At 68.9% G+C, this 20,502-nt stretch carries 21 protein-coding genes; 5 read left to right on the forward strand and 16 right to left on the reverse strand.

Features of this window, described 5'->3' with window-relative positions; genetic code table 11:
* Positions 1-110: 110 nt before the first annotated feature.
* The 12 genes from AB0G47_RS29665 to AB0G47_RS29720 all read right to left on the reverse strand — a co-directional run bounded on the left by AB0G47_RS29665 (position 111) and on the right by AB0G47_RS29720 (position 13,544).
* Positions 111-782, reverse strand: a complete 672-nt coding sequence (locus AB0G47_RS29665) for a response regulator transcription factor (RefSeq protein WP_360776283.1) — start codon at positions 780-782, stop codon at positions 111-113.
* Positions 779-2,038 carry a histidine kinase gene (locus AB0G47_RS29670; protein WP_360776286.1) on the reverse strand — a complete coding sequence of 420 codons (1,260 nt, stop codon included), beginning with the start codon at positions 2,036-2,038 and terminating at the stop codon, positions 779-781. The genes AB0G47_RS29665 and AB0G47_RS29670 overlap by 4 nt, the downstream gene beginning before the upstream one ends.
* A gap of 36 nt (positions 2,039-2,074) precedes the next feature.
* Positions 2,075-2,875 (reverse strand): ABC transporter permease, encoded by an 801-nt coding sequence (locus tag AB0G47_RS29675; RefSeq protein WP_360776289.1) that lies wholly within the window; start codon positions 2,873-2,875, stop codon positions 2,075-2,077.
* Positions 2,872-3,816: an ATP-binding cassette domain-containing protein gene (locus AB0G47_RS29680; RefSeq protein WP_360776292.1), complete on the reverse strand. Its 945-nt coding sequence runs from the start codon at positions 3,814-3,816 to the stop codon at positions 2,872-2,874. The genes AB0G47_RS29675 and AB0G47_RS29680 overlap by 4 nt, the downstream gene beginning before the upstream one ends.
* A 105-nt stretch (positions 3,817-3,921) precedes the next feature.
* Positions 3,922-5,586 (reverse strand): type VI secretion protein, encoded by a 1,665-nt coding sequence (locus AB0G47_RS29685; protein WP_360776295.1) that lies wholly within the window; start codon positions 5,584-5,586, stop codon positions 3,922-3,924.
* 3 nt (positions 5,587-5,589) lie between these two features.
* Positions 5,590-7,014 (reverse strand): ATP-binding protein, encoded by a 1,425-nt coding sequence (locus AB0G47_RS29690; RefSeq protein WP_360776298.1) that lies wholly within the window; start codon positions 7,012-7,014, stop codon positions 5,590-5,592.
* 30 nt (positions 7,015-7,044) lie between these two features.
* The gene (locus AB0G47_RS29695; RefSeq protein WP_360776301.1) at positions 7,045-8,604 is read right to left on the reverse strand and encodes an SCO6880 family protein; all 1,560 of its coding nucleotides are present in this window, start codon (positions 8,602-8,604) and stop codon (positions 7,045-7,047) included.
* Positions 8,601-9,968: a hypothetical protein gene (locus AB0G47_RS29700; RefSeq protein ID WP_360776304.1), complete on the reverse strand. Its 1,368-nt coding sequence runs from the start codon at positions 9,966-9,968 to the stop codon at positions 8,601-8,603. Before AB0G47_RS29700 ends, AB0G47_RS29695 begins: the two co-directional genes overlap by 4 nt.
* Positions 9,958-10,806, reverse strand: a complete 849-nt coding sequence (locus tag AB0G47_RS29705) for a hypothetical protein (protein ID WP_360776307.1) — start codon at positions 10,804-10,806, stop codon at positions 9,958-9,960. Before AB0G47_RS29705 ends, AB0G47_RS29700 begins: the two co-directional genes overlap by 11 nt.
* Before the next feature lie 186 nt (positions 10,807-10,992).
* Positions 10,993-11,301, reverse strand: coding sequence for a hypothetical protein (locus tag AB0G47_RS29710; protein ID WP_160505898.1), 309 nt, complete (start codon positions 11,299-11,301; stop codon positions 10,993-10,995).
* 207 nt (positions 11,302-11,508) lie between these two features.
* Positions 11,509-13,242 (reverse strand): hypothetical protein, encoded by a 1,734-nt coding sequence (locus tag AB0G47_RS29715; protein WP_360776311.1) that lies wholly within the window; start codon positions 13,240-13,242, stop codon positions 11,509-11,511.
* Between the two features lie 80 nt (positions 13,243-13,322).
* The gene (locus AB0G47_RS29720; protein ID WP_360776314.1) at positions 13,323-13,544 is read right to left on the reverse strand and encodes a hypothetical protein; all 222 of its coding nucleotides are present in this window, start codon (positions 13,542-13,544) and stop codon (positions 13,323-13,325) included.
* A gap of 94 nt (positions 13,545-13,638) precedes the next feature.
* On the opposite strand from AB0G47_RS29720, the gene AB0G47_RS29725 reads away from it, so the two are divergent.
* Both AB0G47_RS29725 and AB0G47_RS29730 read left to right on the forward strand, forming a co-directional pair.
* Positions 13,639-14,412 (forward strand): TetR/AcrR family transcriptional regulator, encoded by a 774-nt coding sequence (locus tag AB0G47_RS29725; protein ID WP_360776318.1) that lies wholly within the window; start codon positions 13,639-13,641, stop codon positions 14,410-14,412.
* A gap of 80 nt (positions 14,413-14,492) precedes the next feature.
* On the forward strand, positions 14,493-15,152 hold the full coding sequence (locus AB0G47_RS29730; protein WP_360776669.1) for an NAD(P)-binding domain-containing protein: 660 nt from the start codon (positions 14,493-14,495) through the stop codon (positions 15,150-15,152).
* Positions 15,153-15,178: 26 nt separating this feature from the next.
* Here the strand turns inward: AB0G47_RS29730 and AB0G47_RS29735 are convergent, their stop codons facing one another.
* Positions 15,179-15,877 (reverse strand): DUF4232 domain-containing protein, encoded by a 699-nt coding sequence (locus AB0G47_RS29735; RefSeq protein WP_360776321.1) that lies wholly within the window; start codon positions 15,875-15,877, stop codon positions 15,179-15,181.
* Between the two features lie 452 nt (positions 15,878-16,329).
* On the opposite strand from AB0G47_RS29735, the gene AB0G47_RS29740 reads away from it, so the two are divergent.
* A complete protein-coding gene (locus AB0G47_RS29740) occupies positions 16,330-16,806 on the forward strand; it encodes a hypothetical protein (RefSeq protein ID WP_360776324.1) in 477 nt (158 codons plus the stop codon).
* Positions 16,807-17,635: 829 nt separating this feature from the next.
* Here AB0G47_RS29740 and AB0G47_RS29745 read toward each other — a convergent pair.
* The 3 genes from AB0G47_RS29745 to AB0G47_RS29755 are packed head-to-tail and all read right to left on the reverse strand — an operon-like array spanning position 17,636 to position 18,946.
* The gene (locus AB0G47_RS29745) at positions 17,636-17,872 is read right to left on the reverse strand and encodes a DUF397 domain-containing protein (protein WP_266864885.1); all 237 of its coding nucleotides are present in this window, start codon (positions 17,870-17,872) and stop codon (positions 17,636-17,638) included.
* Between the two features lie 19 nt (positions 17,873-17,891).
* Positions 17,892-18,089: a DUF397 domain-containing protein gene (locus AB0G47_RS29750; protein WP_360776328.1), complete on the reverse strand. Its 198-nt coding sequence runs from the start codon at positions 18,087-18,089 to the stop codon at positions 17,892-17,894.
* Positions 18,090-18,100: 11 nt separating this feature from the next.
* Positions 18,101-18,946: a helix-turn-helix transcriptional regulator gene (locus tag AB0G47_RS29755; RefSeq protein ID WP_360776330.1), complete on the reverse strand. Its 846-nt coding sequence runs from the start codon at positions 18,944-18,946 to the stop codon at positions 18,101-18,103.
* A gap of 192 nt (positions 18,947-19,138) precedes the next feature.
* On the opposite strand from AB0G47_RS29755, the gene AB0G47_RS29760 reads away from it, so the two are divergent.
* Entirely contained in the window at positions 19,139-19,573 is a 435-nt protein-coding gene (locus AB0G47_RS29760) for an ATP-binding protein (protein ID WP_360776332.1), read from the forward strand.
* 245 nt (positions 19,574-19,818) lie between these two features.
* Positions 19,819-20,424 (forward strand): Uma2 family endonuclease, encoded by a 606-nt coding sequence (locus AB0G47_RS29765; RefSeq protein WP_360776334.1) that lies wholly within the window; start codon positions 19,819-19,821, stop codon positions 20,422-20,424.
* Positions 20,425-20,502: the final 78 nt, after the last annotated feature.

Below are 20,502 nucleotides of genomic sequence, written 5' to 3' on the forward strand. Positions count from 1 at the left end.
TGCAGGGGGGACCCTGTGGGAGAGTAGGACGCCGCCGAACTATTTTTGAATGGGAGACCCCCGCACCGGGATACGGTGCGGGGGTTTTCTGCGTTCAGGCCACAAAGGCCTTACGACGGCCTCACCAATTTCGTGTCGTACGCCAGAATTACCGCCTGCACCCTGTCCCTCGCCCCTGTCTTGGCGAGGATGCGGCCCACGTGTGTTTTCACCGTGGATTCCGCGAGGTGCAGCCGCGCCGAGATCTCTGCATTCGTCCAGCCCTGGCCGATGACCGTCAGGATTTCGCGTTCGCGGTCCGTGAGAGAGGCCAGGCGTGGGTGTGCCGCCGGGTCCGTGGGGGGCGAGCCGGCCGTCGGGAGATGGTCCGCGTACGTGTCGAGGAGGCGGCGGGTCAGGCTCGGGGCGACCACTGCGTCGCCCGATGCGACCGCGCGGATTCCGGAGAGGAGTTCCTCGGGCAGGGCGTCCTTGATGAGGAAGCCGGAGGCGCCGGCGCGCAGGCCTTCGTAGGCGTACTCGTCCAGGTCGAACGTCGTGAGGATCAGTACGCGGGTGCGGTCGCCCGAAGCGACGATGCGGCGCGTGGCCTCGATGCCGTCCAGGCCGGGCATGCGGATGTCCATCAGGACGACGTCCGGGTGGTGCTCGGCCGTCATGCGGATCGCCTCGCTGCCGTTGCCGGCCTCGCCCGCCACCGTCATGTCGTCCTGGCTCTCCAGGAGCATGCGGAAGCCGAAGCGCTGCATGGGCTGGTCGTCGACGATGAGCACGGTCGTCACGTTGTCGTCTCGCTGTCCTTGGGGAGATGGAGGTGGACCCGCCAGCCGCCGGGTGGATGGGGGAGTGGTCCGGCCTCAAGTGTGCCGTCGTACAGGGAAGTTCGCTCGCGCATTCCGGTCAGCCCGCGGCCGCTGCCGGGGGTCTTCCCGACGCCGACGCCGCCGCCGACGCCGCCGCCGACGCCGCCTCCGACCCCGGTGTCCGTGACGTCGACCGTCACGCCGTCCGCGGTGTAGCTGACGTCCACGGTCGCCGTGGCGTCCGGGCCCCCGTGCTTGAGGGTGTTCGTCAGGGCTTCCTGGACCACGCGGTAGAGGGTGAGCTGGCGGCCCGCGGGGACCGAGTCCGGGCGGCCGCGGACCGTGCTGCGGACGGGGAGGCCCACGGCCCGTACGCCGTCGATGAGTTGGTCCAGGTCGGTCAGTGCGGGCTGTGGGGAGCGTTCGGCCGTGGCGGGGGCCTCGTCGCGCAGGACGTCGAGGAGGCGGCGGAGTTCGGAGAGGGCCTGGCGGCTTGTGGTGCCGATGGCTTCGAGGGCCTGGGCGGCGCGTTCGGGGGACTTGGCGGCGGCGTACGAACCGCCGTCCGCGAGGCCGGTGATGACGGAGAGGTTGTGGCCGATGATGTCGTGCATCTCGCGGGCGATGCGGGTGCGTTCGGCGGCCGTGGCTAGCTGGGCCTGCTGGTCGCGCTCGACCTCAAGCTGGCGGGCGCGTTGGACGAGGGCCTCGGTGTAGTCCTTGCGGGAGCGCACCGCGATGCCGAAGAGCGCGACGAGGGCGTACGCCCAGACGTTCGGGATGATCTGCTGGTCCCAACTGCCCTCCGGATAGCGGATGGTGCCGACGACGAGTGGGACCGTCATCATGAGGCCCGCCCAGCCGAGCGTCTTCAGGGGCAGGCGCATCGCGATGTTGAACAGGACGATCATCTGGATGAGGGAGGCCTGGAGCATGGCGCCGCTCCAGCTGCTGACCACGCCGGTCGCCACCATGACCGCGAGGACCGTCATGGGGTGGCGGCGGCGCCACAGCAGCGGGACCGAGAGGCCCACGCTCATCAGGAAGATGAGCCAGCCCGGCACATCCGTGTTGGGCGCGATGTTGCGCCAGCCGCCGTTGGCGTCGACGAGGGCGGCGACCACGAAGAAGCCGGTGACCAGCAGATCCCACACCAGCGGGCGGCGCCTGTCGAAGGCGCGCACCCGCTGGGTCCAGCGCTGGAGGAACTGGGTGATGGGCAGCGGCTCGGTCACGGCCTCATCCTCGTACAGAGATTCGCCATGGAGATGTCATACGTCGCGACGCTTGAGGAGTGCCGACGCCGCCGCGATGATCACGGCCGCCCACAGGGCGAGGGTGAACAGGGCCGTGCCCGGGGCGATCGTGTTCTCCACCCGGGCCACCGAGCCGAGCGAGCTCGCCGCCTGTGCGGGGAAGTACCTGATGGCGGTGTCCACGGCGCCGAAGGGCAGCATCGCAAGGACCTCGGGCAGGATGAGGACCGAGCCGACGAACGCGCCGATGGCACCGGGCACCGAGCGGAGCAGGGCGCCGAGGCCGAGCGCGATGAGGCTCAGGAGGGTGATGGCCGCGGCGCTGGTCGTAAGGGCGCCGAGGACGCCGTCGTCCGTGAGGGACAGCTCCTTGTCGCTGCCGGAGAGCCAGATCTGGGCGGTGAGGAATGTGACGACGTTGGTCACGAGGCACACCGTGAAGGCGATGGCCGTGAAGATGCCGGCCTTGGACCACAGGACGGGCAGGCGGTGCGGGACGGCGGTGAGCGACGCACGGATCATGCCGGTCGAGTACTCGCCCGCGGTGACGAGGATGCCGAGGACGGCGAGGCAGATCTGGGAGAGCTGGGTGCCGAAGAGGGTGAAGACGACCGTGTCGATCTCGGCGTCGTCCCCGTCGTAGGTGGCCCCCATCGTGATGCCGACGGCGAGCACCAGGGCGGCCGCCGTGAGCAGGGTGATCCAGGTGGAGCGGAGCGTCCACAGCTTGTGCCACTCGGAGCGCAGCACGCCCTTGGTGGTGAGGCGGTAGGGCGCGGGGGACGCGGCGGCCGCGGGGTGCTGGAGGGTGCTCATGCCGCTGCTCCTTCTCGCTGGGGGAGGGGTGTGGAGGCGACGTACTCGACCGAGTCCCGGGTGAGGTCCATGAACGCCTGCTCCAACGAGGCGGTGTGCGGGGTGAGTTCGAAGAGGGGGATGCCGTGGGCGGCGGCGGTGCGGCCGATGTGCTCGGCGTCCGTGCCGCGCACGTCGAGGGTGCCGGGGGTGTCGGCGGTGATCGTGACGTCGGGGCCTGCGAGCAGCTCGCTCAGGACGCCCGCCTCGGGGGTCACGACCTTCACGGCGCCGGTGCCGGACTCGCGTACGAAGCGTTCGACGGTGGTGTCGGCGAGGAGCCTGCCGCGGCCGATGATGATCAGGTGCTCGGCGGTCAGCGCCATCTCGCTCATGAGGTGCGAGGAGACGAGGACCGTACGGCCTTCTGCAGCAAGGGATTTGAGGAGATTACGGATCCACAGGACGCCCTCGGGGTCGAGGCCGTTGACGGGCTCGTCGAGGATGACGGTGGCCGGGTCGCCGAGCAGGGCGGCCGCGATGCCCAGGCGCTGGCCCATGCCGAGCGAGAAGCCCTTGACGCGCTTGCGGGCGACGTCGTGGATGCCGGCCAGGTCGAGTACGGCGTCGACACGGCTCTTGGGGATGGAGTGGGTGTGGGCGAGCGCCATGAGGTGGTGGTACGCGGAGCGGCCCGGGTGGACGGAGCGGGCTTCGAGCAGCGCGCCGACTTCGTGCAGGGGCGCGGGGTGTGTGGCATAGGCGCGCCCGCCGATGGTGGAGCGGCCGCGGGTCGGGGTGTCGAGGCCGAGGAGCATCCGCATGGTGGTGGACTTGCCCGCCCCGTTGGGGCCGAGGAAGCCGGTGACGGTGCCCGGAAGGACCTCGAACCCGAGGTCGTCGACAGCCTTCTTTGCGGGCTTGCCGCCGTAGTGTTTGGTCAGTCCGTATGCCCTAATCATGGCTACGATGCTGGCGCTCGCGGGGGCGCGGATCGTCGGACCGGGGGCGGGAAGTGGCGGCGACGGGTAGTACCCGGGTACGACGGTGACCCTGAGGGGGAGCTCCTAGGTGCCCGGCAGTTCGCGGTCCGGCCAGCGGGATCTGCCCTGTTCCTGTGAGCGGAGCAGGGCCAGGGTCGGGAGGCCTTGGTCGGCGCCGTTCGCCAGCAGGTCCGGCAGTTGGGGCAGCGGGGCCACCGCGGCGACATCGTCGAGGACCAGCGTCATTGGTGGGTCGAGCCGACCGGAGGATGACCGTTCGGCCATGCGCCGGCCGTGCTCGACCACGCTTGCGGCGAGTGCCGTGAGAAGCGGCATCGCGCCAGGTCCCTTGGGTGACTTGGGGTCTTCGATTGCTTCACCCACCACGAAAAGCGTGCCCCCTTCATCCACGAAGGAATCCAGTGTGAGGGCATCAGTTCGGTTTGGGGTGCAGGCTTCGCGGATGTTGACCGTGAAGAGGGCGGAGAGGGCCCGGGCGGTCAACTCCTGGGCCATGTCGCGGCGTTCCGGGTACGCCGTGAGCGCCGCCTCCAGTTCGCCGGCTGCCCCGGAGGCGGCCTTCTGGTGCGTACGGAGGATCCGTACCGCCTCTTGCACTTGCGTGCCCTGGGACCAGCGGTGGACGTGCTTGATGGGGCGGTTGTCCACCGCGGCGGCGTGCAGGAAGCTGCGGAGGAGGGTTTCCGCGGTGTCCGCGACGACGGTGTCCAGCTTGGCGCTTGGCCTTATGGCGGCCAGCAGGGCGGTGGCCCGGTGGGCCGCCGTTGTCTTGTCCTCGCAGTTTCTGGTCGGGGACCAGTGGAGTCTTGCGGGGGTGTCGCAGAGGTGGGTGGGGTCGTAGACGAGGACGGGGCCGAGCTTGGCTCGGGCGTCTTTTGTCTCTTCCCAGAGGGTGGGGTCCGAGGTGATGACCAGGGCTGCGGCTTCGGCGTCCCGGATGGCCTGTACTGCCAGGGGTCTGCGGGTCTCTTGGGGGCCGAGTACCAGGGGTGTACGGGGGCTGGGGACCGTTGGGGTCTCGGGGCTCTGGGGTGTGGTGCGGTCGCCCGTGTCTTGCTCGACGCCCGTGTCATCGGTGCCCGGCGGTGTGGGCTGTGCCCACCCGTTCCGCCCTGCGGAACGCCTGCCCACAGCGGGAGCGGCGGCCGATTCATCGTCGGCGGGTGTACGCCTGCCCACAGCGGGAGCGGCGGCTGATTCCTCGTCGGCGGCTGTGCGCCTGCCCACAGCGGGGGCGGCGGCTGCTTCCTCGACAGCTTCGGCGTAGTCGTCCGCTGCAGCTGCCGGGCGGCGGGTAGTCGCAGCCGGAGCTGGCATCCGCCGTGCCCTTCGCACCGCCCGCCACCGCGTGAACGTACCCATCACGAAGATCGTCAGGACGACCAGCACCATCAGTTGGCCGATCAGCAGGCCCCAGAAGAGGCCGTAGCCCGAAAGCTGGTCGGGCGGGGTCTGCGGCCATGCTCCCGCCACGTCGTGGGGCTGCTGGATCAGGTGTCGCATGGCCGGCGGCGTACGACCGAACGTCACTGCACGCGGCCAGGAGCCATGCGTGAACCAGCCCGCGAGGCCCGTCGCCGACCAGGTGAGCACCGTCATGCCGAGGACGAAGGCCAGGCCGCCGACCAGCAGGCCGTCGGGGATGCCGCGCTCGCGCGACTCGCGGCGGCCGCCCCGCTCCCGGTACTCGGGCTCGGACTCCCGGTACTCCCGGTCCCGGTACGGCATCGCTCACGCCACCCCGGAACGCGACGACGGATCGTTCATCTGCTGCTCCATGTACGCCGCCCGCTCCTCCGCCTCCAGTTCGGCGGCCCGCAGCGGATCGTCGTCCGGGAGATCCGTGAGGTCCGCCGAGGATTCCGTCATGGCCCGGTCGGTGAAGACCAGTGGCCGTTCCGTCTCCGTGATCAGGTGCTTGACCACCTGCACGTTGCCGTTCACGTCCCACACCGCGATGCCCGGCGTCAAAGTCGGAATGATCTCCACCGCCCACCGTGGCAGCCCGAGCACCCGCCCCGTCGCTCTCGCCTCGTCCGCCTTCTGGGCGTAGATCGTCCTCGTGGACGCCATCTTCAGGATCGCGGCCGCCTCCTTGGCCGCCGCCCCGTCGACCACGTCGGACAAGTGGTGGACCACCGCCACGAAGGAGAGACCGAGCCGTCGGCCGAACTTCAGCAGGCGCTGGAACAGCTGCGCCACGAAGGGCGAGTTGATGATGTGCCAGGCCTCCTCGACCAGGAAGATGCGCTTCTTCCTGTCCGGGCGGATCCACGTGTGCTCCAGCCAGACGCCCACGATCGCCATCAGGATCGGCATCGCGATCGAGTTCCGGTCGATGTGGGAGAGGTCGAAGACGATGAGGGGCGCGTCCAGATCGATGCCGACCGTCGTCGGGCCGTCGAACATGCCGCGGAGGTCACCGTCGACGAGGCGGTCAAGGACCAGCGCCACGTCCAGACCCCAGGCCCGCACGTCGTCTATGGCGACGTTCATCGCTTCCGCGGACTCCGGCTCCGGGTGGCGAAGCTGTTCCACGATGTCCGTCAGGACCGGCTGCCGCTCGACGATCGTCTCGTTCACGTACGCGTGCGCGACCTTCAGCGCGAAGCCCGAGCGTTCGTCGAGCCCGTGACCCATCGCGACCTCGATGATCGTCCGGAGCAGCGCGAGCTGACCGGTCGTCGTGATCGCCGGGTCGAGGGGGTTCAGCCGGATCCCCATGTCGAGGGCGGCCGTCGGGTCGAGCCGGATGGGAGTTATACCCAGCTCCTGGGCGATGAGGTTCCACTCGCCGACGCCGTCCTCGCCCTGCGCGTCCAGGACGACGACCTGCCGGTCCTTGAAGCGCAACTGCCGCAGTACGTACGTCTTCTCCAGGGCCGACTTGCCGTTGCCGGACTCGCCGAGCACCAGCCAGTGCGGCGCCGGCAGCTGCTGCCCGTACAGCTGGAAGGGGTCGTAGATGTAGCCCTTGCCGGAGTACACCTCGCGCCCGATGATCACGCCCGAGTCGCCGAGGCCCGGCGCGGCCGTCGGCAGGTAGACCGCCTGGGCCTGCCCCGTCGACGTACGGACCGGAAGCCTGGTCGTCTCGACCTTCCCGAAGAGGAAGGACGTGAAGGCGTCCGTGAGGACGGTCAGCGGATCCCGCATCTCAACAGCCTGCCTCTACGTCGATAACGTCTAGCGTCGGATGCCGGTCGCGAACGGCAGCGTATTGACGAAGGCCCTGTGGTGCTCGCGGTCGCACCACTCCAGCTTCAGATACGACTTCCCGGCCGAGGCCCGGATGGTGCGCTTGTCGCGGGCGAGGGACTCCGGGGACCGGGACGAGACGGTGATGTAGCCGACCAGGTTGACGCCGGCCGCGCCGCTCGCCAGGTCCTCGCCGCGCTGGTCGAGGCGGGAGTGCGAGGCGACGTCGCGCGGGTCGACCGTGCGGTTCAGCTTGGCCTGGCGGCTGGCCTCCGCCTCGTCGTTGGTCTTCTCCGTCAGCATGCGCTCGATGGCGACCTCGGTGGGTTCGAGGTCCATCGTCACGGCCACCGTCCTGATGACGTCCGGGGTGTGGACGAGCAGCGGGGCGAGGAAGTTGACGCCGACGGGCGTCATCGGCCACTCCTTCACCCAGGCGGTGGCGTGGCACCAGGGGGCGCGGGATGAGGACTCGCGGGTCTTGGCCTGGAGGTAGGTGGGCTCCATGGCGTCGAGCTCGGCGGGCCAGGCGTTCCGCTTCGTCATGGCCTGGATGTGGTCTATGGGGTGGTCCGGGTCGTACATCGAGTGCACGAGGGATGACAGGCGCCCCTGGCCCAGCGGCTGCCTGACCCGGATGTCGGCTTCCTGGAGCCGCGAGCAGATGTCGGTGAGCTCGCGCGCCATGACGACGGCGAGACCGGCGTCCTTGTCGAGCCTGCGGGAGCCGTGCGGGCGGGCCGCACGCGCCATGGCCTGGGCCTCGGCGGCGAGGTCGCGCGAGTAGTGCATGCAGGCCACCAGATAGGCGCGGTGCTGCTCGCTGCTGGTGGAGACCATCGACTGGAGCTGTTCGTACGACTGCTGCAGCCAGGGCAGCGCGCGGTCGTCGCCGCGCATGCTGACGTCCTTGGCGTGGGCGTCCGGGTCGGCGGGGAGGGTGCGGGCAAGCATCTGAAGCCGCGTCACAAAGCCGTCGCCGTTGGCGACATGCTTGAGCAGCGTCCCGAAGCGGTCGACGAGGGCTTCCTGGTCCTCGGAGTCCCGGAGCCCGACGCCAGGACCCTCGATCTCGATGGCGGCGGTGACGGTCCGCCGGTCGGCGTGCAGCAGTACGGCGATCTCATCAGGACCGAAGGGCGCGGCGAGCCAGCTGATGCGGCCGATGCCGGGCGGCGGGCCGACCTCGACCTCCTTGCCGTCGAAGCGGACGCCCGCTTCGGGGGCGGCGGAGCGGTAGGCGGTGCCGCGCTTCAGAGACCTCTTGTAACTCCGGTTGATCTCGAACCACTTGAAGAAGGTCCGGCCCTTGTACGGGACGTACACCGCGGCGATGGCCAGCATCGGGAAGCCCATGAGCAGCACGATGCGCAGGGAGAGGACGGGGACGAGGAGCCCGCACATCATCCCGAGGAAGGCCCCCGCGATGATCAGCGCGATCTCTCCGGTCTCCCGGTTCTTGCCGACGATCGCGTTCGGCCGCGCGCGGCCGATCAGATATGTGCGGCGGGGCGCGACCGGTTGCGACACGTGGGACTGGGTCGTCAACGCCCTTCACCTCCCGTGCGTTTGTTGCCTGAGCCGTTTCCGGTGCTGCCTGAGCCGCGGTTGCGCGCGTGCGGCGTGCTGGTCGCGCTGTTGCTGCGCGGCGCGGGTGCGGCGGAGGGGACAGATCCGCCGCCGTTCGATGAGCTGCCGCCTCCGCCGCCGCCTCCGCCTCCGGAGGGGCGGCTGCTGTGGGCGGCCATTCCGCCGCTCGCCGCGTTGGCGGGCCGCGCCTGACCGCCGCCTCCGCCGCCGTTGCCCCGGGAGCTGTGGGTCTTGATGCCCTGGGAGACGAGGGACGCGGGGGAGCTGATGACGGCGGCGGCCTTGTTCTCGGCGCCGCGCATGATCCGGTTGTTCCGGGAGTTGGCGATCTCGTCCCCGAAGCCCGGCACGAAGCGGTAGATCATGGCGCTCGCGAAGATGGCGAGCAGGATGATCGAGAGCCCGGAGACGACGGCCGAGAAGGAGTCGGGCCCGTCGTCGGCGGAGAGCGCGCCCGCGAGTCCGAGCACGATGACGATGATGGGTTTGACGAGGATCACCGCGATCATGATCCCGGCCCAGCGCCGGACGTGCGTCCACAGGTTCTTGTCGACGAGCCCCGCATAGACGACGGTGCCGAGCAGCGCTCCTACGTAGAGCAGGGCGGCCCGGATGACGAGTTCCAGCCACAGCACGCCGGCGGCGAGGATCGACACGAGCGAGACGACGATCAGCATGATCGGCCCGCCGCCGATGTCCTCGCCCTTCTTCAGCGCACCGGAGAACGTCCCGAAGAACGTGTCCGTCTGACCGCCCGTCGCCTTCGCGATGACGTCCGTGACGCCGTCGGTCGCGGATACGACGGTGTAGAGGATCAGCGGCGTGAAGGCGGAGGCGAGGACCGTCAGCCAGAGGAACCCGATGGCTTCGGAGAGCGCGGTGGTGAGGGGGACGCCTCTCACTGCGCGTTTGGCGACTGCGAGGAGCCAGAGGAGCAGGGTCAGGATGGTCGACGCGGCGAAGACGACCGCGTACTGCTTGAGGAAGGTGGGGTTCGTGAAGTCGACCTCGGCGGTCTCCTTCACGGCGGAGGACAGCTTGTCCACCGTCCAGGAGGCGGCGTCCGCGCAGCCCTTCGCCAGGGAGGAGAGGGGGTCGAGGCTGGAGTTCAGGGGGTCATCGGTGGGGTACTTGCCGTCGCCGCCGGAGCTGCCGCCGTCTTGGCCTTTTTCGCAGTACTTCTTTGCGGGGCCGTGGATGAGATCACAAGCGTCGTCCTTGGGCTCCGGAGCGGCGAAGGCCCGCGTCGCGAAGAGGACAGCCGTGGTCTGTACGACAGCGACAGCCGTGGTGAGCTTGAGTACGTGACGGCTACCGGGCATAGGTGAACCCTCCGTACCCCTCTACTGCCTTCGAGATCTCATCAGAGCCGGAGGCGCGGTCGTCGCCGGGGACAGGCGCGGGGCCGTCCTTCTGGGTGTGCGTGGTGGCCTTCCAGTCGCCGTTCGTCCACGCCAGCTTCATGGTGATCGTGAACCAGCTGTTGGTCACGGGCTTGGTGGACCGCTCCCCAGCGAGTCCGAGCAGGCCGCTGCACCAGACCTCCACGGTCGCCTGGTCACCCGAGTAACTGGTGACCTTGGTGCCGATCGGGCTCGTGCGGGAGACGAACTGGTAGCCGTTTGGCGTCGTGCCGTCCTCGTTCAGGCCCACGTTCTTGAAGAAGTCAGCGGTGTACGCCCTGTCGAGCCGCGTCTCGAAGCTGTTCACGCTGGACGGCGCCATGACGGCCCGGAGGATTTCGTCGCGCCTGGCCTTGCTGAACATCTCGGCCGAACCGAGCGGCACCACATAGTTCGCGGCAGCGGACTGCGCACCCTGCTCGCTCTTCGCGAACCCTGAAGCAATCCCCGCTGTCTTGCCGTCGACGGGCTTCTCCCCGGAAGGGGCGGTGGCTGCAGCGCCCGCCTTCTTGCCGTCTCCGTCCCCGCCCTCCGAAGAGGACTCACCCCCCCGGTTCGCGAAAGCGATCGCCGCGATCAGCAGGACCACCACACCCACCACCGTCACGAGACTCCGCGACGAGGACCGTGAAGAACGGCCGGATCTGCGCGCTCCCCCGTAGACGTCCTGGCCGCCCCCCTCGCCCTCGGGGAGCCGCGTCCGCGTCTCGCCCGATCCGCCGAAGAGGCCATCGTTCCGCTCGTCGTCGGGACTCATGCCGCGTACGCCCCCTCAACCTCTCGGTGAACCGCCACGTACGACGGTAGCCGTGCTGGTTCCCGCGCGGGCGCGGTGTGGTGACTCGACATCAGGGAGTTGCAACCTCAGCCGGTGGGCACGACGGATGGGTGGTGTGGAGGGGGACAGGGGGAGGGGGACGTGTGGAGGGAGGGGACGCGGCGGCTAGACCGCCATCCCGTACACGATGGTGAAGACCGTGCCGAGCGAGCCGATGATGAAGACGCCGGTCAGGCCCGCGATGATCAGGCCCTTGCCCTGCTCGGCGCTGAAGGTGTCGCGCAGAGCCGTCGCGCCGATCCGCTGTTTGGCCGCGCCCCAGATCGCAATGCCGAGACAGAGGAGGATGGCGATCGCCATCACGACCTCGATCATCACCCGCGCCTCGTTGCCCAGGCTCCCGAAGGGACCCCAGTCGGGGGCGATCCCGCCGATGATGGTGGTGATATCGCCCTTTTCGGCTGCCATAAGCATGTGTAACTCACCGCCCCTAGTGGGTTGTTCTGTCACCTCTGCCTACCGCAGTACAGAGGACAGCTCATTCTCGCCGACAAACGGGCCAGTGCATGTCGACTTGGCGTCATTCGTTGGCTGAAACGCATGATCACTCTGTGTATCACGCTGGGTGACGCCGGGCAATGACGGCCCGGCGTGCCCTCTGACCAGGTCTCACATCATGCTTCACGTAGGCGAGTCGGTGTCATCATCCAGGTCGTCGGCACCGTCGAGGCCGACCAGATCGTCCAGGTCGCCGAGTCCGCCGCCCGTCACGACGTACGAGCAGTCGGTGTAGCGGTAGCCGGGCCTGACCTGGCTGCCCTCGGTGTTGTTGCGGACGCTTCCCGCGCTGCCCGCGCCGCGCTTGTAGAGGAAGTGGTACTCGCCGGGCGGCAGCCGCAGCGTCTTCTTCGGGTGGCCCTTGCCCGCGAGGCAGGCCTTCTTGCCCTGGGCCTTGGTCGTGTACGTCTTGCAGCTGCCGCAGGACGTGAGTTTGAGGGTGCCGGTGGTGGGGCCGGTGTAGAGGACCTCGAGCGGTCCTGGGCCGCCGTTCTCGACGACGTACTCCAGTTTTGCGCCGCCCGGCGACTTGGTGGGCGGCAGGCTCCGTCCTGCCTGGGGCCGGTCGGCGGCGATCTCGGCGGCGATGGCGATCTGCTTGGCGCGGTCGCGTTTGCCGTTGCCCCGGTAGGTGTCGGCGAAGTCGTTGAGCGTCTTGGCGGACGCGGCGAACTTGCCGTCCTCGAACTCGTCGACCCCACACGCGTACGCCCCGGACTCCACGGCGCTCTCGGCGTCCCCGCTGAGCCCGCCGCCCGCGTCGTCCGGGAGGGCCTTCGCGGTGGAGCCGATGTTGCGGAGCTCGTCGGTGGCCTTGCAGGGGTCGGCGCCCTTCAGATCGGACGACCGTTCATCGATGGCGTCGCGGATGGCGGGCTCGACCTTTCCGGCCTGGTCGGAGTCGGGGAACGTACGCAGCAGTTCACCGAACTGACCGCTGCCGCCCGCGGCCGTCCCGAGGCCTTGGATGCCGCATTCGTAGAGCGAGGTGGCGAGGCGGTCGTCGGGCCAGGCGGCGAGGGAGCCGAGGCGGTCCTTGCCGAGGTCGTCGGGGAGGGTGCGGAGGTATTTGAGGGGTTCGAGGGCGTCGCAGTACTTGCGCTCCTCGTACGGGGTTGCGACGGACTCGTAGTACGTCTTCAGGCTGTCCGGTACGCGGTCGGCGGCCTTCGAGCCGGGGTGGTCGTCGCCGAGGTCGCGGTAGACGGCGAGGGCGGAGCGGTAGTCGTCCTTGGCGGAGTCGAAGGAGCGCCCTTCGGCGGCCGTGACGATTTTGTCGGCCTTCTCCAGGCGGTCGAGCAGCATCTCCTCGATGGCGTCGTCGCGCGCGCCGTCGTACGCGATGACGCCGCCGGCCGGCACGGTGAGCAGCACGAGGCCGAGCCCGACGGCCACGGGGGCGCGCAGCGGCCAGGCGGTCCCGGTGCGCAGGGCGCGGCGTGCCCCGTCGGCGGCGGCCAGGACCAGGAAGGCCACATAGCCGATGAGTACGCCGCCGGGGACGCCGTCCACGTCGGCGGGCAGCGCCACGAAGAGCAGCCCGGCGGTCGCGGCCCAGCAGAGGGCGGCCGGCAGCCACCGCTTGAGCAGGACGTAGCCGAGGCCGAGGCCGGTGAGGTTGAGCAGGGCGGTGGAGAGGGCTTGGAGGGCGTCAGGGGGTGGAGGGGGCGGAGGGGGTGGAGAGGGCGGACCGGCCGGGGGTGGCCCCACGGTGGGTGGGGCGGAGGGCGGCGGTGGAATGACGGGCGGCGGCGGCCCGAACTGACCGCCTAGGCCGCCCTGACCGCTCTCGCCGCCTTGAGGCGCTTCCCCCTGATTGGCGCCCGGTACCGAGTCGTGCGGTTCGCCAGGTTGCATTTGCGGCTCCCCCCAGCCGGTGCATGCAGCGCGTTGATTTGCGCCCAATTCCCCTACGATCGGGGAAAGTTGGACACCCGTCAACTGCGCCGGCCCAGCGCCTTCGCCCGGGTGTGGGACCAGCCGGTGAGGAGGACTCCGGCGGCGAGCGCCACGGTGTAGGCGGTCAGGAGGGCGGGGAAGCCGCCGGGTATCCAGCCGAGGAAGCCGTTGTAGTCGTGGTCGATGAGCAGTCGGATGAGGCCTTGCGCGGAGAAACACATCAGGACTGCGCCGAAGATCTGCAGGATGTCGTACTTCACGTTACGAACGTATCAGCGCGAGACGCGAAGTCCCCTTGCTGCAAGCCCCTTTATCTGGATTACGTCACACATTCTAAGTTCTATAGTGGGTGGTGTGCGTGACGAAAAGAATGCTCGGGGGACGGCCCGCTGCACGGTCTGCCGTGCGGAAATGAGCACGGCGGGCAAGCGCGGCCGCCCCGCCCTCTACTGCTCCCGCAGCTGCCAGGCGAGGGCCTACCGACGCCGGAAGCTGACCCCCGCCCCCGAGGCCGCCCGCCCCGCGGACACGGTGACGAGCGCGCAGTCGCGCAAGCGGCGCCGCCAGATCGCCGAGGCGGTGTGGCGCATCGCCGCCGAGCGGGGCCTGGACGCGGCGAGCATGCGGGAGATCGCGGCGGAGGCCGGGGTGTCGCTCCGTGTCGTCCAGTACCACTTCGGCAGCAAGCACCAGCTCCTGGTGACCGCCCTGCACCTGCTCCACCGCGAGAACGAACGCCTGGCCAGGACCCGCGTCCACTTCGACCCCGCGAACCTGCGCGGGGTCCTGAGCGCGATGCTCGACGAGTTCCTGCCCCTGGACGCCCAACGGACCATGGCGCTGCGGGTGTTCTCCGCGTACTACGCCCGCAGTCTCACCGACCCGGCCATCGCGGCGGTCTTCCTGAGCGACGAGCACCCCCTGGAGGACCTGATCGCCGGCTTCATCGCCGTGGCCCAGACGAACGGCCAGACGGCCCCCGGCCTGGACGCCCACCGAGAGGCGGACCTGCTGGTGGCGGCGGCGGTGGGACTGGGCGGGGACGTACTGCACGAGCGCCGCACGCTGGATGACGTACGCGCCACGCTCGACTATCACTTGACGAAGATCTTCAGCCCGGCGGCCTAGCCGCGGCTCGGACTTCTGGAGTACGTCGCCGGGACGAGCGGGCTTGGGACTCGCGCCCGATTCCCTTGCGCACAAGCCCAATTAGCGTCCTGGACATGCGAATTGGACTGCTTGGAACGGGAAATGTGGCTCGCGCGGTGGCTACTGGCTGGAGTGCCGCGGGTCATGACGTCGTATTGGGGTCGAGGAACCCCAAGGAGCGGGGAGAGACCGAGGAGCTGAAGGGGTTCACCCTCGTCGGGCTCGGTGAGGCGGCCGCGCACGGCGAGGTGCTGGTGAACGCAACGCCGGGCACGGCTTCCATGGACGTACTGAAGGAGATCGGCGCGGCCGCTCTCGCCGGGAAGGTGCTTGTCGACATCGGGGTCGGCTACACGTTCACCGACACCATGGAGCTGTCCCACCCCAACTACAGCCTCAGCGAGGAGATTCAGCAGGAGTACCCCGAGGTGCGGGTGGTCAAGACGCTCGCCACCGTGGACCGGTTCGTGATGGTGGACCCGGCGAGTCTGGTGGGCCCGAGCACGATCTTCCTCTCCGGTGACGACGAGGCCGCCAAGGGGGTCACCCGTGGGCTGCTCGGCGACCTGGGATGGCCCGATGCCTCCCAGTTGGACCTGGGAGGCATCGTGACCGCGCGCGGTCAGGAACACTTCGCGCTGCTCTTCTCGGGCATCGCGGTGGCGATCGGCTCGTACGAGTTCGGCATCCAGGTGGTGCCGCAGCGGACCGCCTCCTAGCGAGGGGCGAGGCGGTGGCGCCGGGTTCAGCCGGCCGGGGAGTCGCTGACCTTCCCGACCGGGCTGATCTCCAGCTTCACGGCACCCTCGCCGTCCGAGACCGGGAGCGTGCCCGCGGGCCAGTCGAGCGTGACGTGCTTCGTCTCGTTCGGGGGCGTCACGACGAGGTTGGTGATGCGGATGCCGGAGCCACCCGTGTTGTTGTACGGGAACGTGATGTTGAAGGCGGCGGACTCGCCGTCCTTCAGGATGTCGGGGTGCGGGGCCTCGCCGTTGCGGTCGACGGAGAGGGTGTCGCCCGTGGACGCCGTCAGGTCGACCCCTGCGTAGCCGTTGATCGAGCAGTCGCGTCCGCCGCCGTTCTTGAAGACGACGGTGACGACGCCCTCCGTCTTGTCGGTGGTGTTGTCCGTGGCGTTCACTTCGAGCTCGTCCGTACGGCAGATGTCGATCTTGCCGTCGCTGTTGTCGCCGGTGCCGACGGCGGTCCCCTGCGCGGCTTCACCACCGCCGGTGGAGCCTTCGCCGCCGGTCGAGGCTTCGCCTGATCCGCCGGTGTTGCCGCCGGTGCTGCTGCCCTTGTCGTCGCCGCCCTTGTCCGCCGACGCGGCGGGGGACGTGGTCGAGGTGTCCGCCGACGCGTTGTCGTCGCCGTTGCAGGCGGTGAGCGAGAGGGCGGCGACGAGGCCGATGACGGCGGTGACTGCCTTGCGGGTGTGCTTCATGGGATCCCCCCGGAGTAGCTGTGCTGGTCTGTCTTGATCACAGCTAAGGGGGCGGGTCCCGGCGGGGGCAAGGAACGCCGGCGCATCCGGGACGCTGGAATGCTTCCAGGGGGTCTGACCTGCGGGAATGCCCCTTGCCTGGAACGCCGGGGTGGGATGCTCGAAGCCTGGTTTGATCATGGACATGCGGTTGCTCTAAGGTCCCGGCGTCATGACTCGGCGGGGGAACGGATCACACCATCATGCGTACGCGCTTCAGGCTGGCGGCGGTTGTCGGGGCGGCGGCTCTTGCCTTGACGGTTACCGGGTGTGAGGGCGATGGGGCGGAGGACGGCGGTGCGGACAAGTTTGCGGGGTCGTCGTCCGACTCTGCCTCTGCCCCTGCCTCCGACTCCGGTGAGGGATTCGCCCGTAACGGCGGGGCCAGCGGTGGGCCCGAGGTCCGGCAGAAGATGATGCTGGACAACATGCCGGAGGCGAAGACCGTCATGGCGGCGGGCGAGTACCTTCAGCGCTTCACCACGTGCGACAGGTACAGCATCGACCCCTCCGATGAGCGCTACTACCCCATGGACGAGAAGTTCGACATGAGCTGGGGTGTGCAGTTTCGAGGGACCTGCGACGACGGTGCGGACGGCTGGATCCGGGTCTTCAAGACCAGCGACATGAAGATGTTCCAGGCGGCGTACAAGGCGGACCTCGCCGAGGAGATGAAGGGCGACGAGCTCGCGGACGTGGAGGGCGGGTTCGCCATCGGCAAGGACTTCGCGGTGATCGCACCGGACGGGGAAACCCTCCGCGATCTCTCGGCCTCGGGGCTCCTGGAGCTGAACTGCAACCCGAACTTCCGGGTGCGGGGGGATGTGTCGACGGCGCCGGCGCTGGTTGACGGGTGTGTGCTGACGGATGAGTTTGTGGAGCCGGAGTAGGGGGCTTTGGTGTCCCGGCGTCGAGTTGGCGCCGGGGCCGCCCGGTTGTCCTGAGGTTGGCGGTTCCGGGCCGGGTGTAAAGGGCGCTCCGCTGCGCTACGCGTCGGCTGCGCCGATTCCGCTGCGCTCCACCCTTGACACCCGTCCCTCCACCGCGAGAAGGAAGACGACCGGGCGGCCACGAAGCGGGGCTCACGGGGACGGGTCCTTGGGGCATCCGGCTTCGCTGCCGGGTGCGGACTAGTTCGTAGCAGCGCAGCCGAGTGGGAGGGGTGCGCGGTCCGCTCGGGGATGGGTCCCGGTTTCGTCAAGCGTCTGCCGACCGGTCTCCCGGCCCCGGCCCCGACCGCGAGAAGGGCGAGAGGGGGGTGTGGGGGACCTACTTTGGGAAAGTTGCGTTTCGCAGTGCCGCGCCCCCCTTGTGCCAGAACACTACTTTTCCAAAGTAGGTCCCCCCACCCCCCACTCATCCAGGAAGCGACGGCCACCCCGGAAGATCCGGTCGGCAGGCGCTTGACGAGACCGGCACCGCTCCCCGGACCGGCCGCGTACCCCTCCAGCGTGCAGCGCTGCTACGAACTAGTCCGCACCCGGCAGGAAAGCCGGATGACCCATCCCCGCAGTCCCCGAGAGCCCCCTTTCGTGGCCGCCCGGTCAATTCGCTTCTCGCGGTGGAGGGTTGGGTGTCAAGGGTGAAGCGAAGCGGAATCGGCGAAGCCGACGCGACGAAGGAGCGCCCTTGACTCCCGGCCCGGAACCGCCACTCTTTGGAGAACCGGGCGGCCCCGGTACGAACACCACCACCGGCCCGGCAAAGCCCCCGCCGTCGTCAGTCGACGCCCTCTACGAAGTGGTCGAACTCGCCTGCCTGTACGCCCAGTACGAATGCGTCCCACTTCTTCTGGGTGGTGGTGACCACGTTCTCGGGGTCGCTGGTTTCCCGTAGGTAGACGGCGTCGTCGTCCTTGCCGTAGGCGATCTCGATCCAGGGACCTGGGCCTTCTTCCCCTTCGGGGGCGGCGCGGATCCAGTCGAGGTCTGCGGGGATGTTGTTGCCTTCAGGCATGGGGAGGGCGGTCCTTTCCTCAAACGCCGGATGGGTTGGAAGAGTTGAGGGTGCGTATCAGGGCTGCGAAGGCTGCCGGTCGGGCGGTGAGTATCGCTCCGCTGAGGTCGGCGCTTTCGGTCAGGTGAACTTCAGTTCCTGACGGGCTCGCGGCGACGTGTACGCAGGAGTTGCCCTGGGCGCAGTAGGACGACTTCTGCCAGGTGAGCTTGGGCATCTTGGGTTCCTCTACAGGTCTCGGGCAATGCTGTGGATGAAGTCGCGGGACTTCGCGGGAGGAAGCGCCGTGGCTTCCATGCGGTCGAGCAGCACGCGGTACTTGTCGAGCTGGGCCTCGGCGTCGAGGAAGACGGGGCCGTGCGACTGGTCGAGGTTGACCGTGTCGAGCTGGGGGACCGGGCCCGCCGAGTAGTAGATCGACTGTCCCGAGCCGGGGAACGTACCGGCGGCGAACGGGATCACGCGGATGGTGATGTGCTCCCGCTCGCTCATGTCGACGAGGTGATTGAGCTGATCCCTGGTCACGGTGGGGCCACCGAACTGCATCCGAAGGGCCGCCTCGTGGACGATGACCTGGTTCGGCGTTGGCGCGTCACGGAAGAGCACGGCCTGCCTCTTGATCCGGTACGAGATGCGGTGCTCGATGTCCGGGGGTGACAGCTCCGGTACGTCCTGCCGGAAGATCTCTCGGGCGTAATCCGTGGTCTGGAACAGGCCGGGGATGTGCACGGTCACGGCGGTTCGTAGCAACGTGGCGTGGTGTTCGACCTCCGCGAGGTCGAGCAGTCCGGCGGGCAGGATCTCGCGGTACTCCTCCCACCATCCACGCGTCCGCTCACCGGTCATGCCGACCAGCGCCTCAACGAGTGCCTTGTCCGAGCAGTCGTAGTGACAGGCCAGAGCGCGTAGCCGTGCCGAACTCATGCCGAGCCGGCCGGACTCCATGTTGCTGACCTGGTTCTGCTTCACGCCAAGCAGCTTCCCTGCCTCCGTCGACGTGAGGCCGGCACGCTCACGGAGCTTGCGCAGCTCGCTGCCCAGCCGGAGTTGACGTCCCGTCGGGTTGGTTCTCACGGGGGCGCTCGCCTCTCCTCTGTCCAGTCACTCACACGAGTGGTTGTGCAGGGCTTTGCAGGGTTTCGATTAACACCTTAACAAGGCGCCGCTACGTTATGAGTGGCGCCAACGCCCGGAAGAACCCCGCTCGACGGAGCGGCATCGTCACTGGGTACCCCCATGAACTACCGCCCCTGAACGGAGAGTTCCATGCTGCCGACAACCGTATCCCCGCCCTGGAGCTACACCCTCACTCTCCCGCACGACCCCCGCGCCCCCGGCATCGCCCGCACCACCCTCCGCGCCGTCCTCGCCACGTACGGCCTCGCCGAACTCGCCCCCACGGCCGAACTCCTCGCCGCGGAGATGCTCAGCAACGCCCACTGTCATACCCAAGGCCCCTACGCCCTCCGCCTCCGCGAGGCCACCCCGCAGGGGATCCGCGTCGCCGTGTGGGACTCCAACCCGCAGATCCCGCCCGGATTCGGGACCACCGGAGGGCCGCCCGCCCCGGTGGACGCTGAGAGCGGGCGCGGGTTGCACCTCGTGCGGGCCTGCGCCGACTCCTGGGGCGCATACCGACTCGGCGACGCGCCCGCCGCGCACCACGGCAAGCTCCTCTGGGCCGAGTGCGGGCAGGGGTGAATGTCGGTGGCGTCACTTAACGTGAAGAGCGGGAGACGGAAAGCGGTTAAGGGGTGGGTGACGTGAACGATGTGACCGAGGCCGTACGCCGGACTAGGGCGCCGACATGTGGGCGTACGGACAGGGAAGCCCAAGCCGCTGGCGGCGCCGCGCAGTACGGTGGGAGCGCAGTCGAGCAGGACGCGGGCCCTCCCACCGCTCCCGCTCCCGCAGACGCAGAGTCGGATGGACGGAGGTTGCGAGCGATGTCCGAGCCGCGTGCGCCTCTGTACCCGTTCCGCCCTCGCCCGGGGCCGGGGAATCTGCGCGAGGTCGCAGAGCAGATCGAGAATGCGACGGGTCTGCGCGTGCAGATCATGGGAGGAAGCCTCGTGATGTCCCCGACTCCGCGTGGAAAACACGCGGGCGTTATCCACAGGCTGCGTCGGCAGTTGGAGCCGTCCCTCCCCGAAGGGCTCGCGGCATACGAGGTGTCGTCCATCGCTCTGCCCGACGATCCGGACGATTACGTCACGCCCGACCTCATCGTCCTGCCCGAGGAATGGGGCGACGATGACGACTGGCTGGCCGCCCCCGAGGACGCCGCCCTCGCAGTCGAGGTGATCTCCAAGTCCGAACGGTCCAGGGAGATCAGGGACAAGGTCGACTGGTATGCGGGTGCGGGCGTCGCAGCGCTCCTGGTCGTCGACCCCCGGCACGGGACATGGGTGCTGTACACGCAGCCGGAGGCAGCCGCCTACAAGGACACCCGGCAGGGCAAGTTCGGAGAGACCGTCCCTCTCCCTGATCCCCTCGGCTTCGACGTCGGGACGGATGAGTTCCCGGTGTACGGGGACGAACCGCGACGGTAAGTCGAGATCACCCGTCAGCACAGGCACCCCTCTACACTGAGGCGCGGTGGACTCCCGCGTGGTGAGGGGTGGTTGACG

This window comes from Streptomyces sp. NPDC021622, assembly GCF_040640795.1.
GTDB lineage: Bacteria > Actinomycetota > Actinomycetes > Streptomycetales > Streptomycetaceae > Streptomyces.

Excerpts from the sequence above, each read along its gene's own strand:
- AB0G47_RS29680 (WP_360776292.1), bottom strand. The coding sequence starts at position 3,816 with ATGATTAGGGCATACGGACTGACCAAACACTACGGCGGCAAGCCCGCA.
- AB0G47_RS29690 (WP_360776298.1), bottom strand. The coding sequence starts at position 7,014 with ATGCGGGATCCGCTGACCGTCCTCACGGACGCCTTCACGTCCTTCCTC.
- AB0G47_RS29745 (WP_266864885.1), bottom strand. The coding sequence starts at position 17,872 with ATGCCTGAAGGCAACAACATCCCCGCAGACCTCGACTGGATCCGCGCC.
- AB0G47_RS29685 (WP_360776295.1), bottom strand. The coding sequence starts at position 5,586 with ATGCCGTACCGGGACCGGGAGTACCGGGAGTCCGAGCCCGAGTACCGG.
- AB0G47_RS29740 (WP_360776324.1), top strand. The coding sequence starts at position 16,330 with ATGATGCTGGACAACATGCCGGAGGCGAAGACCGTCATGGCGGCGGGC.
- AB0G47_RS29710 (WP_160505898.1), bottom strand. The coding sequence starts at position 11,301 with ATGCTTATGGCAGCCGAAAAGGGCGATATCACCACCATCATCGGCGGG.
- AB0G47_RS29735 (WP_360776321.1), bottom strand. The coding sequence starts at position 15,877 with ATGAAGCACACCCGCAAGGCAGTCACCGCCGTCATCGGCCTCGTCGCC.
- AB0G47_RS29715 (WP_360776311.1), bottom strand. The coding sequence starts at position 13,242 with ATGCAACCTGGCGAACCGCACGACTCGGTACCGGGCGCCAATCAGGGG.
- AB0G47_RS29675 (WP_360776289.1), bottom strand. The coding sequence starts at position 2,875 with ATGAGCACCCTCCAGCACCCCGCGGCCGCCGCGTCCCCCGCGCCCTAC.
- AB0G47_RS29760 (WP_360776332.1), top strand. The coding sequence starts at position 19,139 with ATGCTGCCGACAACCGTATCCCCGCCCTGGAGCTACACCCTCACTCTC.
- AB0G47_RS29700 (WP_360776304.1), bottom strand. The coding sequence starts at position 9,968 with ATGCCCGGTAGCCGTCACGTACTCAAGCTCACCACGGCTGTCGCTGTC.
- AB0G47_RS29705 (WP_360776307.1), bottom strand. The coding sequence starts at position 10,806 with ATGAGTCCCGACGACGAGCGGAACGATGGCCTCTTCGGCGGATCGGGC.
- AB0G47_RS29765 (WP_360776334.1), top strand. The coding sequence starts at position 19,819 with ATGTCCGAGCCGCGTGCGCCTCTGTACCCGTTCCGCCCTCGCCCGGGG.
- AB0G47_RS29750 (WP_360776328.1), bottom strand. The coding sequence starts at position 18,089 with ATGCCCAAGCTCACCTGGCAGAAGTCGTCCTACTGCGCCCAGGGCAAC.